Below are 16,860 nucleotides of genomic sequence, written 5' to 3'. Positions count from 1 at the left end.
AAAAAATAGTTTATAGCCGACGGTTTTATTGCTTAGGGGATAGCTGCACTCCAAATTTGATTAGTTCAGAATATAGGCAAACAACATTAATGATACTAAAGGGAGTAAATTATTGCTCAGGTATTTTAGCGATTTTCAAAAATAGGCAATTAATGATCTGTAAAACTAGTACGCTACGGCGTAAATAGAGTAACCATCTAAAATTCCTAAAGGGCTTATTCTATAATACTTTTGATTTTTGACTTCCGCCTTGCGGTACTAGGCTTCTCATACAAAAGCTGACTGAAGATTGCCACGACTCGCGGTAATCCTTAACATAATGACAGTCACAAGTCCAAGCAGCTGCTTTTGCCACTCAAAACTTTTCTTATGGCGGACGCTGCGCGTAGCAAGATCCCCATAGGGATAGAGTGATTGTAAAGTAATTGTTACATTAATTGACATACATCCATCTCTAAGTAAGGTGATAAAAGTGACTTCCAGTGCAGACGAAATTCAAAAGCTGATCGCAGACATTGACAACTTACTTGCCAGTGGTGGCAAGCTGTCTAGATTTCTGTCTGGTCAGGTGCAAGAGCCTAAAGAAGTTTTAGAACGAATTCGCAACTTCTTGGTGAGGCTAGAAGAAAAAGCATTAGAGAATGGCATCCCAAATCAGTCTTCTAAAGAACTGCGATCGCCCTTGACGTTGGCAAAGCCATCGCCTTTATTAACAAAATTTATTGATCGAGGTAATGATCAGTATCCACTACCCCGTCCCGAACCCAATCAGGAACAGAGTGCTATTGGGTCAGGACAATTAAAAAGTGAATTTTCGAGCTTGATCCAGCCATTGCGATCGGAATTAGAATTGCTCTTGCAAGAGCGAGCCGCTCTCATACAGGAAATTAGGCAGCTAGAGCAAAGGCGATTGCAAAATTACTCCTTAGCGCAGCAGTTGACAAACCAGGAACAGATAATTACTGAGTTTTTACAAGTACTCATGAGTCGTCTTGTGCCAACTTTAACGCCACTGCCAGCACAGACGCGGGAAAATTCCGCCAGTTCTTCAGGAGCAAATAGTGGAAACTCAGAACGAGAAATCTCTGCAACTCAACCGTTATTACAATCCCCAGACCCTGCGGAGCGTTTAACTCACCTGTCTGGGGAGTTAGATCAACGTTTATTATCACTAGATGGGACTGTAAATATAGTATTTGAAGCACTACAACGCAACATTAATACTTATCACGAGTCCCTGTCGCAAGCATTGGCAAGAATGCATAGTCAGGGGATGCAAGGCGAACAGCTGATGGCCAGCTTTCTCAACAATTTGACCCAGCATTTGCAGCAGCAATCCCCTAGTTTCCAGTCATCTTTCCTTAAGGTCGAATCTGATACATCACCATCATTGCCTGACTCCGCCGAGATTTCTGCTGGAGTTGCACCCCAAGCCTTGGAGGCTATACAGCCAGAAACATCTTCACTCACAACTGATCCTAAGCAACAGGATACTAACATTACAGAAGATTTAGATGCAGTGCTGTTGCAGCTTGGTATAAACTCGTCTCAATCTTCCAACCAGACCGGATTAGCGCAAGATATTTCTGCATTAATTGGTGATGAAGTAGACCAACTTTACGCCAGTTTGTTTGGTACCGGAGATATTAATAATCCAAGTCTTGAGGTTTCCACAGCCTCAGAATCAACGTTGAACATCGTTGAGGCCACATCTGTCCCTCCAACTGTGGTGGATTCTGAGGCTGTAACAGCAGATACGGATCTGTTCGATCTAGGCAACATTAACCCACAAACAACCCGACAGATTCCAGTTGAAACTACAGTATCATCAGATTTACAGGAAGAACTATTTTTTGAAAAAGATACAGACCTAGAATTTGTTAATTTCTCTACACCACAAGCAGTTTCCGCAATAGACAGCTTGGAGACTGGCAATCAGCCAGCTAGCGCTGATACAATAAATACTCTAATTGAGCTATTGCCTGATACAGGTAATGAGCAGGAACTGCTAGAAGTGTCATTTTCTGAGGATAATGGCACAATTACAGCACCAGTTACTCCAGAAGTAGCGCAAATTGCGGAAATTGGGTTAGCAAAGCCTACCGTTCGCGTAGCGTCTCGCACAGAAAGTATCACCACAGAAGTATTAATTAACAATGATCGGTCAGAACTGTCTTCAGAGGACTACATTGCTGCCTCACCACAAGAAAACTTACTTTGTATTGAGTCAAACCAGACTCCAGCCGTACTTGATATTTCTTTAGATGAAGAACAGTTGCAGCAATTAGATCGGGATTTAGCTAATTTTGATCGCCAGCTCAATTCTGAGTCGCAGCCAGCTACCAACTTGGATATTTTTTCAGAACTACTTGATCAAAATCAAGACATAATTCCCATCACTTCCCCTGAACCGCCAACAGAAAATCTCCAAATAGTAGAAGAAAATCCCTCAACTGCTACTTTCTCTAGTTTGGCAGTTCCCCAGTTAGAAACTGAACCAGAAAATAAAGTCACAACTCCTGTTGAAGAAAGTTCTTTACCTCCAATTTCCAATTCCATCAACAATCCAGAAGTTTCGCTGAATGTTCTAGAATCAGTCTGGTATTTAGGAATTGATTTAGGTACAACAGGAATTTCTGCCGCATTATTAAATAGCTCTACTTTTGTTGTACATCCTATCTACTGGTCAGCAGAAAATCCGCCGGGAAGAACTTCTTTCCAGCAATCATCTCGTTTACCAACAGAGGTTTATCTGCCTACAGCTTCTGTACCCCACGGAGAAAACGAAAGTATCGAAGTACATGAGCGGACTGCACCTGCGGCTGTTGCTCAAGAAAAAGTGTCTGATCGTTCGGCCACCACTCCAGCAACACGGACAACAACAGATCCGACGATAAATAATCTCTACTCAGCGCAGTTGAAGCCTTATTTACAAGTAGCTATTCCCTACAAGAGTCAACGGCAGAAATGGGAACCTGTCTTGCAATTAAATGAATTTTCGGCAGGCCCTTTGATTTGGGTTGTGCGATCGCTCTCTAAGCTACTATTAACCCTTAAATCCGAAAAAACTTGTACCACCCCTAGTTTAATGGCTGCTGCTATGGGGATCAGCGAACAAGATTTCTCCAAAATTATCAATAATATTGCTGGTATAATTTGCACCTGTCCATCTAGTTGGTCGGAACAATACCGCTTTAACGTGCGGTCAGCTTTACTCACCAGTAAACTCATCCAACATCCGCAGCAAGTCTTTTTTGTCGAAGAAGCGATCGCTAGTTTACTCCCAGAACTCGATGCTGCTAACGGTGAGCAAGTAAAATTAAGCAAACATCAGGGTTCTCATCCGGCAAAAACCAGCGAAGATCCCATTGTTGGCAATACCCTTGTGATTAATATTGGAGCAACTGCCACAGAAATGTTGCTGGTCAATCTCCCAGAAATATTGCAAGAATTGACATACAATGATTTCATGCTCCACAGTTTTGCTTATGCTGGTAAGGGAATTGAACAAGATATAATCTGCCAGCTGCTATTGCCACCGAAATCTCGACAATCACGCAAAGAAACACCAAGCGATGGCAAAACTACCACCAATAATCCTTGGCAATGGCAATCGTCAATTCCCGGTTTAGACCAAATGCGCTGGCAGAGTTTAGGGTTGGAACAATTAGAACTACCCAAAGTCGGAGAGCCAGATATTACCGCTCGGATTCGCCTCCAACAGCGTCTAGAGAGTTCCCTGCTGGGACAGGCGGTATTAGATGCTGCACTAGCTCTAAAGCTGATTTTGCAACACCAAGAGTCTTTCACCCTAGAATTAGCCGATCAGCAATGGATTTTGCAGCGACGAGATTTAGAAAGCCAGGTATTCATCCCCTTTGTGCGTCGCCTGAACCGAGAACTCAACAAGTTATTGGTAGCTCGTGGCATCCCCACAGAATCCATTAATCAAGCTATCCTGACTGGTGGGGTGGCTTGTGTCGGGACGGTGAATCGTTGGCTACGGCAAAAACTCCCCAGCGCTAAGATTATTCAAGATTTATATCTCGGCGAAAACGGCACTCCTAATTGCAGTCGCGTTGCTTACGGTTTGGCGATGCTGCCTTTGCATCCCCAGATATTAGATATACCCAGGCAACAATACACTGATTATTTCCTATTTACAGAATTGCTGCGACTCCTACCAGACCGACCTTTATCTTTCGGTGAAGTTATCCAATTATTTGAGGGCCAGGGGATTAATACTCGCAGTTGTCAGCAACGCCTGCTGGCTTTTTTGGAAGGTGAATTGCCTTCCGGTTTGATACCTTCAGTTACAGATTTGGCTTGGCTGACTCAGAGTTCGCAAGAAAATCCTGACTATCAGGCGATCACTATAGCACCACTTTTTGAAAAACAAGGCAATCTCACATATCGTCCTAATTCCCAACAACTGTTGTCTTTGCGTCACTATCTAAATGCAATCAAGGCTAGTAATCAGCAATCACTGGAGGAAGCATACTTAGTGAATTTCGCTCTAAAGGTTAATCATTGAGATTAGTAAGTAAGTTGGTGCGAATAAATCGAAATATGTTTAGTAATGTAAAATTATTGTCATCGCTTTCCTAGCAAGGACTTTACTCCTAAAATAATGACTAAAGTCCTTACTACAAACCTTTAATTATTTACGCCGTTTTACTTACATCACAGATGAATCTATCCCACTAATAAGATATGTGCTACAAAACTTCAGCTTATTGAGAACTAAAAAATGAAAAATCAAGGTTTTTAAGTTAAGCACATCTTACGAAAAGAAGTAGGATTATTAGAATAGTGGGATATGTTCTATGTGTTTTTCTGAGTCGGTCACATCCTGATGAGCTTTCAACTGTCAACGCTGTAATATTTTGTCTATGTATCCGTAACATTAGCTGTTTTATTTTATAGTATGAAATACTGTAATTTTACAAATTTCTATCTTAATTAAAAGATTCTGTAAACTTTAGGTTTTCAGTTTTTACATTGCTTAATTTTTGTGTATATTAACACTCAGTAGTATCGACAAAATCAATAAAAATCACCTAATTAATAATTATGTTTATGTCTACACTACTGATTCAAAAAGTCCTGTTGTAGATAAGTTAGTCGTTGTGAATCATCTTTATCTTTATTCAGTTAATTGCTCGCAACAGCCTTTCCACCCGTCAACCTTAAGCGTGAGAAAACGATTAATTGACATTGTTGGAGCCATTTTGGGGCTGATAATTACATTTATCATAGCAATTCCTGTAGCAATTGTTACTTTTATAGATGCTCCAAGCCCAATATTTTATTCCCAAATTCGCTGTGGTTTAAACGGAAAAACTTTCCGCATCTGGAAATTCCGTTCGATGATCGTCGATGCCGATAAATTCAAGCATTTGGTCGAAAATCAAGCCAAAGGTCACATCTTTAAATCTGTTGACGATCCTCGTATTACTCCTGTGGGTAAATTTTTGCGGCGCACTAGTTTAGACGAATTTCCCCAATTTTGGAATGTTCTAGTAGGGGACATGAGTTTAGTTGGTACTCGTCCACCCACTCCTGATGAAGTCAGCAATTACGATCCACACCACTGGGATAGATTGCGAGTCAAACCAGGTATTACTGGAGAATGGCAGGCTAATGGACGTTCCAGCATTACAGACTTTGAAACTATTGTCAAGATGGATATAGATTATCAACGTAAGTGGTCTGTAACTTATGACCTGAGTCTGATTATTAAAACTATTTGGGTAGTCTTGAAAAAGACTGGGGCTTATTAAATTGAGCATTGGGCATTAATTATTTCTCCTCATCTACCATTTTTTTGTTCTAACTTCTGAATTCTTCTTCAACCCTTAACCCCGCTACCAGTTTCTGTGGGTACAATATAACGTTGTAAAAATAAAAATAGTAATAATACTGGGGCGATCGCAATGACTGAGCCAGCAGCTACCAAGCGCCAGTCAAGAGAAAATGTTCCTGCTAGCTTTGCGACTCCTAAAGGAAGAGTATATAAATTTTCGTTTTGGATGACAATTAAAGGCCACAAAAAGTCACTCCAAGCACCAATAAATACAAAAATAGCTAAAGTTACTAGTGCTGGGCGAACTGCTGGTAACATAATATGCCACCATAATCCTAACTCTGAGCTGCCATCCATCCGGGCGGCTTCTTCTATTTCTTTGGGGACACTCATGAAAGCTTGGCGCAACAGAAAAATACCAAAGGCAGAAGCTAAACTCGGAAAAATCATCCCCAAATAACTATTTGTCAAACCCAACTGGACTGTCAAAACATAAAGGGGAATCATCACGATTTGGAAGGGAATCATAATCGTAGAGACGATCGCTACAAAAATCCAGTCTCGCCCTACAAACGACAATCTTGCCAACGGATAGGCAGCTAAAGCGCAAAACAGCAGATTTAAGCCCACAGTCAGCACTGACACCAAAGTACTGTTATACAGGTATTGGGCAAAAGGTAGAGAGTTCCACACACTAAAGAAGTTATTTAGTGTAGGTGATGCAGGTAATAACTGTGGCGGCGACTGCAAAATATTTTCTGTTGGCGATTTCAAGGCTGTACTAACTAGCCACAGTAAAGGAAAGAGCATCACCAGTGCGATCGCTCCCAATAGGACATACATTAGCAGAATTTGCGATCGTGATTTTTTCCAGTTCAGCATTTTATTAATAACTTTCCGAATTTTGTAAATATTTTATAATGCTATAAATTGTTTTAAATATTTTGCAATTGCTCAAATATTTGGTGGATGCTCACCCATTTTCACCCACATTTTCCGCACACCAGTTAATTGCAGACGATTCATTTTTAAAGTATAAATTGTTGCTCTCCCAATGGTTGTAAGTCCTACAATTTCTGTAGCATCTTCATTCCAAGTAAAATGGTCTGCCCACAGTTGCTGTTGTGGATTAAATAATTTAACCTCATTCTGAGTATTAGGGTCAATTGCTGTTTTGCGAGTTGCTTTATAACGATTACAAGATGGACAAGCCAAGCATAGATTTTCAAATACAGTTTTCCCTGCAGCAGACAAAGGAATGATATGCTCAATTTCAAAGGTAGTGACTGTTAAAGCTTCAGCAGTGCGACAGTAAGCACAACAATCAGCAAAATAATTACGAATTTACTTTTTTAATTCAACAGGAATGTAAACATCTTGAATTCTTCAGCCTTTCTGAGTCAATCCAGTTTCCATAGAAACTGCTTGTAGTGGTTTATCCCAAGGTTCTATAGGTATTTCGGACAAATAGGCAAACTCAAAGAGAATTCCGATAGTTGCCTTTGTCTGCCACTGTGGTAAACTGAGCAAGCCATCGTAATATCCGCCGCCATAACCCAAACGATATCCTTGATAGTCGCAAGCTACACTGGGAACAAGAATCAAATCCACTTCGGCAGCATCTAAAATTGGAGCGTCGGGATGTGGTTCAGTAATGCCATAAGCGCCGCTTTGGACAGAATCGTTAGGTATCCAAAGATGCCAACATAGGGATTTATCAATGCAGCGAGGAAATCCCCAACGGTATTTAGTGTTTGCAAATAGTGGACTGAGATCAGGTTCTTGGCGAAAGCTGAAATAAGCAAGTATCGTTTTTGCTTGGGTAAACAAAGTAGAGTTTTGTAAATGAGAGCATAAGCGATCGCTTTTTTCTCTCCACTCTCGAACGGACATTGATTGACGGGTTTTGAGTAGAGTCCGGCGTAGTTCTGCTTTATTTAATTGATGATTAACTTTGTCCACATTCACAAACTTACTTGTCAAACAGCATTGTGCGTTTTAATTGTAAGTTAGGTATCCAGGAAAAGGAGGATGTTTGCTTGGCTAAAGTTCATTTACGTAACATAACCCTCGATAATTTCCATGAATGTATCAGCCTGGAAGTAGAAGAATCTCAAAAAGGGCTTGTGGCATCGAACGTAAAATCATTAGCTCAAGCCAAGGTAAACCCGAATCTTTTTCCTTTAGCTATCTATGATGCTGCTGTAGTAGGTTATGAGCAGGCTCAATTACCGATGATTGGCTTCACAATGTACGAAATAGTAGCAGGTGTTGGATTCATTCTTCGCCTAATGATCGACCGCAAGTATCAGCGAAAGGGTTACGGACAAGCAACAATACTAGAGGTGATCAGGCGTCTCAAACTGTACCCAGAAGTTGAGTTAATCGCAACCAGCTATCAGCGAGGTAATGAAACAGCATCAAAACTTTACCGCAGCCTTGGATTTATAGATTGGGATATTAAATGGGCTTTGGATCACGAGTCTGATATTTTCCTCAAGTTGGACTTTTGAAGAAAATATTATTCATGCACCCGTTTTATTTTTAATAGAGTGCACAAAAAGTACCAGTAATTTTTGCTCAAAAAAGGTAGGGTGGGCATTGCCCACCCTACATCAGTAATGATTATGCAGCGTGTTGACGATACCATTCAATGGTATTCTTTAGCCCTTCTTCAAAGCCTACCTGAGCCGTGAAATTAAAGGCTTGCTTGGCCCGTTCAGTATCTAAACAACGGCGGGGTTGACCATTAGGCTTGTCAGTTTGCCAAACAATTTCACCCTTAAACTCCATCAATTTGCAGATTAGAGTTACTAAATCGAGGATAGAGATTTCATAACCTGTTCCCAAGTTAACTGGTTCTGATTCATTATAGAATTGAGTTCCCATAACAATCCCCCGCGCTGCATCTTCTGAATACAGAAACTCACGGGTGGGACTGCCATCACCCCAAACTAACAGTTGCTTTTGTGCATTAATTTGGGCTTCGTGAACTTTGCGAACTAATGCTGGAATAACGTGAGAACTTCCAGGGTCAAAGTTATCTTCTGGGCCATATAAATTTACTGGCAGTAGATAAATCCCATTAAAACCGTACTGCTGGCGGTAAGATTGTAATTGGACTAAAAGGGCTTTTTTAGCAATTCCATAGGGGGCGTTGGTTTCCTCTGGGTAGCCATTCCAAAGATCATCTTCTTTAAATGGCACCGGGGTAAATTTAGGATAGGCGCAGATTGTGCCAACACAAACAAATTTTTCTACTCCAGCTTGATAGGCAGCATGAATTAGCTGCGTTCCCATGATCAAATTATCGTAGAACAACTCTGCGGGTTTTTCGCGGTTCAGACCGATACCCCCAACATGAGCTGCTAAGTGGATAATTATGTCTTGCTGGTCAACTGCGCGTTGGCTATTTTCCCAAACACGCAAATCACAATCGCGCGATCGCGTTACTGTAATCTTCTCACGATCAGCCCCTGCTTTACACAGTTGATCTATCACCTGACGACCTAGAAACCCCGACCCACCAGTGACGAGAATGCGTTTATTATTTAGTTTTAAGGCGGTCATATTTTTATCCTCAGTGGTGCGAATCAGAAGTGCAAAGCGCCCAGTTGTTGACGAATAGTTGCAATATCTAATGGAAATTGCGAACCATTTCCATTGGGTGAAGTGTAACCTAATGCATGTAAATCTGCTTCTACCATTAAGGAAACTAGTTCTTCAAAGGTTACTGATGGTGTCCAGCCCAGCTTTTGGCGTGCTTTGGAAGAATCACCAATCAACAACTCTACCTCAGATGGACGAAGGTAACGCTCATCAAACTCTACATAATCTTCCCAATTAAGATTTACGTAACTAAATGCTAGTTCCAAAAACTCGCGCACCGAGTGGGTTTCACCAGTAGAAATTACGTAATCGTCTGGCTGGTCTTTCTGCAACATCAACCACATTGCTTTGACGTAATCCTTCGCATAGCCCCAATCTCGCTTGGCATCTAGATTACCCATGTAAATTTTTTTTTGCTTGCCAGCAACGATACCAGCCACTGCCCTAGTAATTTTGCGGGTTACAAAGGTTTCACCCCGTCGTGGTGACTCGTGGTTAAAAAGTATGCCATTACAAGCAAACAAATTATAAGACTCACGATAATTTACAGTTTGCCAGTGGGCGTAAACTTTCGCACAGGCATAGGGACTCCGGGGATAAAAGGGCGTTGTCTCAGTTTGAGGTATTGCTTGTACTAAACCGTACATTTCTGAAGAACCTGCTTGGTAAAATCGCACCTGAATTCCGGTACGGTGTTGATAGTCCCGAATTGCTTCCAACAGACGCAACGTTCCCATTCCGACAGCATCCACCGTGTATTCTGGTGAATCAAAGCTGACTCTGACATGGGATTGAGCGCCCAGGTTGTAAATCTCTACTGGCTGGACTTCTTCTATAATGCGTCGCAGCGTCGTACCATCTGTCAAGTCACCATAGTGAAGAAACAACCGCACTCCCTCTTTGTGGGGGTCTTCGTAAACGTGATCGATACGGTCTGTGTTAAAGGTGGAAGTCCGGCGAATAATGCCATGAACCTCATAACCTTGTTCCAACAAAAATTCACTTAGATATGAACCATCTTGACCAGTAATACCAGTAATCAACGCCCGTTTCTGTTGCATCATGCTTAATTATCCCTTATTGTCTTTGATTAAAAAGTTACAGCCAATCTGATACAACCTAGCAACTAATTGCTCAATTGCCTAATAGTAAACCTACGAGTCTTGTTGTTAAGATACTTTTTTTATAAGTAGATATACTTGATAAAAATTAATTTAATACGGAAGTTAAATTTAGGTATATCAAGATTGTTTAATAATGTATCTTTATTTTTATAGATTGAGCAAGATTCTTTTTGTATACATTCTTTTTTGTCAAAACTTTATATATTTCTGGTTTTGTGAAGACTCATTGAAGAAGAATTGAGCAGTCAAAATTAATCAATGGGGGTCTTAAATCCACTTATTCATTCACTTTTTCAATTATAATTCATTTGAAATTATGACCGAAAAAGACTCATGATACAGAGCAACTAAATTTATTTATGGTGATTAAAAATTATTAAATGACTGAATGCGTGACTTCTCCAAACGCGAATTTATATTGAGCAAAGTGGAAACACAGCGTCTCCAAGAGTTAGGGCTGACTCCTGACTCCTGAATTCTGTTTCGATAAAATAAATATTTGAAATTAGACTTATGCCAAAAATCAGAATAAGAGCAAAGCAAACCACAGATAGCCACTCAAAGAAGTCTAAATTAAGTAGAAACGCATAAATTATAGATAACTATATAAATCAAGAAAAAAATCGTTTAGTCTTAGGGAAAGAATTGGTATTTAGGGGCATTAAATGCCCCACAGAATCGACGCTCAGTAGTTACTCAGTATGCCCCGTTATTTTTGGGCAGAATGACCACATCAACAGTTTTCAAAATGATCCATAAATCAAGCCAGAAATTCCTAAACCTAGCATAATGCAGGTCTATTTGGACTCGCCGAGGGTAGGGAATATCATTACGCCCAGACACCTGCCACAAACCAGTAATTCCTGGGCGGATTGTTAGAATCTCATCAATGTGACAACCGTATTTTGGCAGTTCTTCTGCTACCAAAGGTCGAGGGCCGACTACACTCATGTCCCCTTTTAAAACGTTCCAGAACTGGGGAAATTCATCTAAGCTAGTAATTCGCAAAAATCGACCAATTTTGGTAATCCGGGGGTCTTGTTTCAGCTTAAAACTGCTTTCAAATTCTTGTCGCAACTCGGGCGAAGTTTCCATCATTTGCATGAGGATTTCGTCTGCATTGCTTACCATTGTTCGGAATTTAATACAATTAAACGTTTTGTAATTTCTCCCTACCCGTTCCTGGACATAAAAAATTGGACCTTCTGAGCTCAAAGCAATCAGCAAGGCCAAAATTAAGTAGACGGGTAAGAACAAAATTAACACCGACAGCGAAAACACTATATCAAACAATCGTTTGGCAAACTCTCCGTTTAAACCCTGAAAAGATAAACCTTTGGGTTTAACTTTTGGTGTTTTCGTTTTTTGACCGCGTTTTAAGAAACGCGTAGACGTTCTGGTGTCTTGCCTTACGCCTCGCTTGCCGGAGAGGAGTGAACTCTGGGCAGTCATCATACTCCTTAATAATCCACACCACACATAGTCCCAATATTAAAGCCAAAATGAGGTGCTTCTGGGGAAAATTGCCAAAAGCCTAAAAAAATAAGACGTTATTCAAGACCATCATTGCAAAAATGGTCTTTTTTTGTTGCATTTGTTTACAAAATCTAAATAACGATCTGCAAAAATTTGCGGTGAGAACTGCGCGGCGTGCGATCGCATATACTCGGAACTGAACGAACCCTCATCCACTTCAAACTTTTCTACTGCCTCCACCAAAGCCGCCTCTGTTTGTGTCTTGAAAAATATACCTGTCGCTGTATCCGCACTAAAGTGAATATCTCGCACTGTTTCTAAAGCACCCCCTGCACCGTAGGCAATGACTGGCGTGCCACAGGCTTGTGATTCCACTAAGGCGATACCAAAATCTTCACAAGCTGCATATACAAACGCCTTAGCCCTAGACATATATTTTTTTACCACATTATCGGGTTGCCATCCCAATATTTGGATATTAGAGTTTGCCATTTCGCGAATCTTGTTCATCTCATCTCCTGTACCAATGACTACTAATGGTCGTTTTAGTTGATTAAAAGCCTTGACAATCAACGATATTTGCTTGTAACTCACTAAGCGGGAAACAGTCAGGTAAAAGTCGTCTTTTTCAGACAGAAATGGAAATTCCGCAATATTCACTGGTGGGTAAATGACTGTTGCTTCTCGTCGATAGCAACGCCAAATCCGCCGAGCTGTGTGCTGCGAGTTGGCAAGGAAGTAATCAACTCGATTGGCACTTAAGACATCCCACTGACGCAAACGATGTAATAAATATCGCGTCACCCATCCAGCGAAACCACTGCCTAGTTTGCTATAGCTCAGATAATCAAAAGTTAAGTCCCAGGCATAGCGCATAGGGCTATGACAGTAGCAAATATGCATTTGTTCAGAACTAGTAAGGATTCCCTTGGCAACGGCATGGGATGAAGACAGAATTACATCATAATGCCGTAAATCAAGTTGTTCAATTGCCAAAGGCCACAAAGGCAAGTATTTTTGTATACCGTTGCGAGCATAGGGAAAGTTCTGAAGAAACGTCTTGCCAATTTGACGCTTATATAAATAACTTTCAGGATTACTGGATTCAAAATCTATCAGAGCATACAAATCAGCATCAATATGATTCAAAATTTCTCGTACAACGAGTTCTGAACCACCGGTGGCTTTGGGTGTCAGCCACTCATGAACTAGAGCATATTTCAAGGGCACAGCTAAACAATTCAAAATTCAAAATTCAAAATTCAAAATTGAAGATAGTTTTCTTAGACTCCGACTAAAAAGTTTCCCTTTGTGATTAATTAACGGGAAGCGCCCCAGATTAGCAAATGGGACGGAATCTTTTCCTTAGAGGTTCCAGATGGATACTGCAACCTGATAATCTCAGAGTGGGAAGTGGGGAATGGAGAATGGGGAATACCAATAGTTATTCTTCCCCTGCAACGTCAGCCTCCCCTGCTTTTCCCCTACTCCCTACTCCCTTGACGACAACTGATATAGAAATGGTGAATTTATGCGAATTCTAATTATGGGTGGTACTCGGTTCATTGGTGTCTATTTGACTCAACTATTAGTGGAACAAGGACATGAGGTAGTGCTGTTCAATCGGGGAAATCGGCCAGCACCTTCTTTAGAGGGAGTAGGACAAATTATAGGCGATCGCACAGATGCTACTCAATTAAAGGCAAAGTTATCACAAGAAAACTTTGATGTCATTTTTGACAATAACGGACGGGAACTTACTGATACTCAACCACTGGCAGAGATTTTTCAAGGCCGAGTCCAACATTTTGTCTATATGAGTTCTGCGGGGGTGTATCTCAAATCTGACCAATTGCCCCACGTAGAAGGCGATCCAGTAGATCCTAAAAGTCGCCATAAGGGTAAACATGAAACAGAAGCTTATCTGACTCAATTGGGATTACCTATTACTTCCATTCGTCCTACTTATATTTACGGGCCTCGTAATTATAATGAGTTGGAAGGCTGGTTTTTTGACAGAATTGTGCGCGATCGCCCCATTCCTATCCCCGGAAATGGCTTGCATATCACCCAGTTTGGTCATGTAAAAGACTTGGCACTAGCAATGACTAAGGTTTTGAGTAATAAACAAGCCATAGGACAGATTTATAATATCTCTGGCGATCGCTTTGTCACTTTTGATGGTTTAGCCCGTGCTAGTGCTATAGCGGCTGGTAAATCACCTGATGCTATAAAAATCGTCCATTATGACCCGAAAAAGTTTGATTTCGGCAAACGCAAAGCTTTTCCGATGCGAGTCCAGCATTTTTTTGCTTCGGTGAACAAAGCCCAAACAGAATTAAATTGGCATCCTGAATATAATTTAATTTCTGGGTTACAAGATTCTCTAGAAAATGATTATTTAGCTAATGCAAAAGATAAAGCTGATGTTGATTTCTCTGTAGATGAGGAGATTTTACAAGCGTTGTGAGTAAAGATGTTTAGGGGCACATCGCTGTGCATTGGTGTCAACTTAAGAAAAAATCTGCTTTGAGAGGACGTTTTGCCCTCATCCCCTAACCCTTTCTTCCAACTTGGGATTCGGGGAACTAGAGAATTTGCTCCCCTTTGGCAAAATTGGCCTATCCATTAGTCACATCTTTTTTTACAATCTTGAAACGCTCGTTTTGTAGGCATCTTAAACACGCTCGGTGTGAGCCATATTTGACAAGTTACCTCTTAATCTTCTCGTTAAAAGTAGGTTTTTATTGAGAATTAATCACGAACGAATCAGGGTTATAAAAAACGTGAGTCAATACTCTGGCAAATGTTGAGAAAGATCCGGGTAATCGATAGCAATTTTGCCTTCAGGGTTGCGGGTAAGGGTCAAACCTGGAAAGTTAGCCAAATCTACCTTATACGTTAAGTTGACACCAATGATTGCTGTGTGCCCCTACTGATGCTTTTCGCACCTTCATAACTCATCAGGGTTAATACCTAACTCTCGCAGTTGTGCTGCTAATCTATTAGCTACGTTGACTTTCTCGTTCTAGCGGCGTGGGAAGCCAATTCCCAGATGCATCATACCAACGTAGCCACAATCGCTCAATTCCTTGGTAAGAACCTTGCCAAAGTCCTAAGCCGAGTTCCAAACCCGGCATCCACACCCGTGGGGTACTCAAGTCCAATTCGCTGTAACTATCTGCAACTAATTGGAATGCTTGAAGTTTGTCAGTGTAGCGGTCAAAGACAATGTAGTAAGGAACTCGCAAAATCCGCTCATAAACTTCCCATTTAGTCGGCAGTTGGTTAATCTCCTGCAGAGTTTGTCCTAAATCTTCTTTTTCAGTGCCAGGAGAAAGCAATTCTACCACTATAAAAGGAGGAACCCCTTCTTGCCAGATGACATAACTCAGACGTAAGTTTTGCTGTTCGTAGAGACGCGAAACTCCCACAGCAGCAAACCAGTCTGGGCGTTTGCACCACAGTGTATGTCGGAGGTCATAGTAAAGGTTTAAGTCAGTGGCAACAAATACCTCCTCTGCTGGATAGTTAGGTGGACAGAAGGTTTCGTGCAGAAGTTGGGGTTGAAAAAGGTGAAATTCGTCAGGCAAACCAGAGTCCTCCGGGTATTCACTGGGAAGATCGTACATGGTGGGTAGGGTTTCTTTTGGAGGGCGCGGCGGGTCTGTTTGGTACATAAGGGGAATCCTGACCGACTAATTTTAAGTTAACGGATCGCGATAAAGATTTGACCAAAGTCAAAACAAAATATTTTTTCTTCTACCTGGGAAAGATGCAATTTATCACGTCTTTAATGTTTACTGGAACAGGAGTTCGGAAATGGTATACAAACCCTGAACTGAAATAAAAAGGAAGAAGTGGTGTAAATGTGTGGCAAATGTTTTACTTAATCAAAGCCACCATTTAGGTATATACTTTTGAAAATTTAATATTTAAATTAACTGCTTATGGAACAATATCCACTCCACAATGTTCTAGGGGCTAGGGCCCGCTTAGGTGAAAGCCCTATCTGGGACTCTACCAAAAGACTACTGTACTGGGTTGATATTTATAACCATCGGGTGCATCAGTTCAATCCTGCTACGGGGGAAAACTGCTTTTTTGATGTGGGAGATGTCGTTGGTGCGATCGCAACAGCAGGTGCAGATAGATTAATTATGGCACTGTGTCATCACCTGGCATTCCTCAACACCCAGACAGGTGCAGTTACCCCCATTTTAGAAATTGAAGGAAATCTAACAGATAACCGTCTCAATGATGGTAAATGTGACCCTCAAGGACGTTTTTGGTTTGGCTCAATGTGTTCTTCAGAAAAACCCCATGCTAGCCTCTATCGTTACGATCAAGACGGTTCATTGCATGTAATGGAAACAGGATTGACTATTTCTAATGGTCTGGGCTGGAGTCCCAATCAAAAGACATTTTACCTAGCGGATTCTCCGCAGCAAAAGATATATTCTTATGACTTTAACTCAGTAACAGGAAATATTAGTAATCGCTGTGTTTTTGTTGATTTAACTCATGAATCCTTCCACCCAGATGGGTTGACAATAGACAGTGAAGGATATGTATGGTCAGTTATGTGGGATGGATGGTGTGTAATTCGCTTCAACCCCAAGGGTGAAGAGATATTGCGGATAAAGCTACCTGTGCAATTGCCAACTAGCTGTACTTTTGGAGGCGAAGATTTGCAAACACTTTATATTACCACTGCTTCAGTTGGACTCAGCCAAGCGGAGATTGAAAAGAGTTTCTACTCTGGTGATTTGTTTGCTCTCCAAACTGATGTTACTGGATTACCTAATTATGATTTTTTGAAATTATAGAACTTTTCAGTTAATT

General features: G+C 41.0%; 12 protein-coding genes and 1 pseudogene. 5 read left to right on the top strand and 8 right to left on the bottom strand.

The annotated features are described in order from the left end of the window. Positions 1-472: 472 nt before the first annotated feature. Both V7L20_RS09705 and V7L20_RS09700 read left to right on the top strand, forming a co-directional pair. On the top strand, positions 473-4,534 hold the full coding sequence (locus V7L20_RS09705) for a hypothetical protein (RefSeq protein WP_334743869.1): 4,062 nt from the start codon (positions 473-475) through the stop codon (positions 4,532-4,534). Positions 4,535-5,129: 595 nt separating this feature from the next. After that, on the top strand, positions 5,130-5,783 hold the full coding sequence (locus tag V7L20_RS09700) for a sugar transferase (RefSeq protein WP_334743868.1): 654 nt from the start codon (positions 5,130-5,132) through the stop codon (positions 5,781-5,783). 68 nt (positions 5,784-5,851) lie between these two features. On the opposite strand, the gene V7L20_RS09695 is transcribed toward V7L20_RS09700, so the two are convergent. The 3 genes from V7L20_RS09695 to V7L20_RS09685 form a co-directional block, all read right to left on the bottom strand. Further along, on the bottom strand, positions 5,852-6,688 hold the full coding sequence (locus tag V7L20_RS09695; RefSeq protein WP_334743867.1) for a carbohydrate ABC transporter permease: 837 nt from the start codon (positions 6,686-6,688) through the stop codon (positions 5,852-5,854). 72 nt (positions 6,689-6,760) lie between these two features. Then, a complete protein-coding gene (locus tag V7L20_RS09690) occupies positions 6,761-7,150 on the bottom strand; it encodes an HNH endonuclease (protein WP_334743909.1) in 390 nt (129 codons plus the stop codon). Between the two features lie 42 nt (positions 7,151-7,192). Next, positions 7,193-7,768, bottom strand: coding sequence for a 5-formyltetrahydrofolate cyclo-ligase (locus V7L20_RS09685; RefSeq protein WP_334743908.1), 576 nt, complete (start codon positions 7,766-7,768; stop codon positions 7,193-7,195). A 77-nt stretch (positions 7,769-7,845) separates the two neighbouring features. Between V7L20_RS09685 and V7L20_RS09680 the strand changes: the two genes are divergently transcribed. Then, positions 7,846-8,319 carry a GNAT family N-acetyltransferase gene (locus tag V7L20_RS09680; RefSeq protein WP_334743866.1) on the top strand — a complete coding sequence of 158 codons (474 nt, stop codon included), beginning with the start codon at positions 7,846-7,848 and terminating at the stop codon, positions 8,317-8,319. A 112-nt stretch (positions 8,320-8,431) separates the two neighbouring features. Here the strand turns inward: V7L20_RS09680 and V7L20_RS09675 are convergent, their stop codons facing one another. From V7L20_RS09675 to V7L20_RS09660, 4 genes are all read right to left on the bottom strand, one after another. Further along, positions 8,432-9,376, bottom strand: a complete 945-nt coding sequence (locus V7L20_RS09675; RefSeq protein WP_334743865.1) for a GDP-L-fucose synthase family protein — start codon at positions 9,374-9,376, stop codon at positions 8,432-8,434. Positions 9,377-9,399: 23 nt separating this feature from the next. Next, entirely contained in the window at positions 9,400-10,479 is a 1,080-nt protein-coding gene (gene gmd / locus V7L20_RS09670) for a GDP-mannose 4,6-dehydratase (RefSeq protein WP_334743864.1), read from the bottom strand. Between the two features lie 756 nt (positions 10,480-11,235). Beyond that, positions 11,236-11,991, bottom strand: a complete 756-nt coding sequence (locus tag V7L20_RS09665; RefSeq protein WP_334743907.1) for a sugar transferase — start codon at positions 11,989-11,991, stop codon at positions 11,236-11,238. A gap of 111 nt (positions 11,992-12,102) precedes the next feature. After that, the gene (locus V7L20_RS09660) at positions 12,103-13,245 is read right to left on the bottom strand and encodes a glycosyltransferase (RefSeq protein WP_334743906.1); all 1,143 of its coding nucleotides are present in this window, start codon (positions 13,243-13,245) and stop codon (positions 12,103-12,105) included. Between the two features lie 301 nt (positions 13,246-13,546). Here V7L20_RS09660 and V7L20_RS09655 point away from each other — a divergent pair, with 301 nt between their 5' ends. Next, positions 13,547-14,485 carry an NAD-dependent epimerase/dehydratase family protein gene (locus V7L20_RS09655; RefSeq protein WP_334743863.1) on the top strand — a complete coding sequence of 313 codons (939 nt, stop codon included), beginning with the start codon at positions 13,547-13,549 and terminating at the stop codon, positions 14,483-14,485. 483 nt (positions 14,486-14,968) lie between these two features. On the opposite strand, the pseudogene V7L20_RS09650 reads toward V7L20_RS09655, so the two are convergent. Beyond that, positions 14,969-15,695 (bottom strand): annotated as a pseudogene (locus tag V7L20_RS09650) (Uma2 family endonuclease). 270 nt (positions 15,696-15,965) lie between these two features. On the opposite strand from V7L20_RS09650, the gene V7L20_RS09645 reads away from it, so the two are divergent. Further along, on the top strand, positions 15,966-16,844 hold the full coding sequence (locus V7L20_RS09645; protein ID WP_334743862.1) for an SMP-30/gluconolactonase/LRE family protein: 879 nt from the start codon (positions 15,966-15,968) through the stop codon (positions 16,842-16,844). Positions 16,845-16,860: the final 16 nt, after the last annotated feature.

The organism is Nostoc sp. (assembly GCF_036916735.1).
Lineage (GTDB): Bacteria > Cyanobacteriota > Cyanobacteriia > Cyanobacteriales > Nostocaceae > Nostoc.
Note: the sequence above shows the minus strand (reverse complement) of the source record. Positions and strands in the feature narration are given on the sequence as shown.

What these genes read in the sequence shown, in the direction of transcription:
- gmd (WP_334743864.1), bottom strand. Translation starts at nt 10,479, where the DNA reads ATGATGCAACAGAAACGGGCGTTGATTACTGGTATTACTGGTCAAGAT.
- V7L20_RS09655 (WP_334743863.1), top strand. Translation starts at nt 13,547, where the DNA reads ATGCGAATTCTAATTATGGGTGGTACTCGGTTCATTGGTGTCTATTTG.
- V7L20_RS09645 (WP_334743862.1), top strand. Translation starts at nt 15,966, where the DNA reads ATGGAACAATATCCACTCCACAATGTTCTAGGGGCTAGGGCCCGCTTA.
- V7L20_RS09675 (WP_334743865.1), bottom strand. Translation starts at nt 9,376, where the DNA reads ATGACCGCCTTAAAACTAAATAATAAACGCATTCTCGTCACTGGTGGG.
- V7L20_RS09665 (WP_334743907.1), bottom strand. Translation starts at nt 11,991, where the DNA reads ATGACTGCCCAGAGTTCACTCCTCTCCGGCAAGCGAGGCGTAAGGCAA.
- V7L20_RS09695 (WP_334743867.1), bottom strand. Translation starts at nt 6,688, where the DNA reads ATGCTGAACTGGAAAAAATCACGATCGCAAATTCTGCTAATGTATGTC.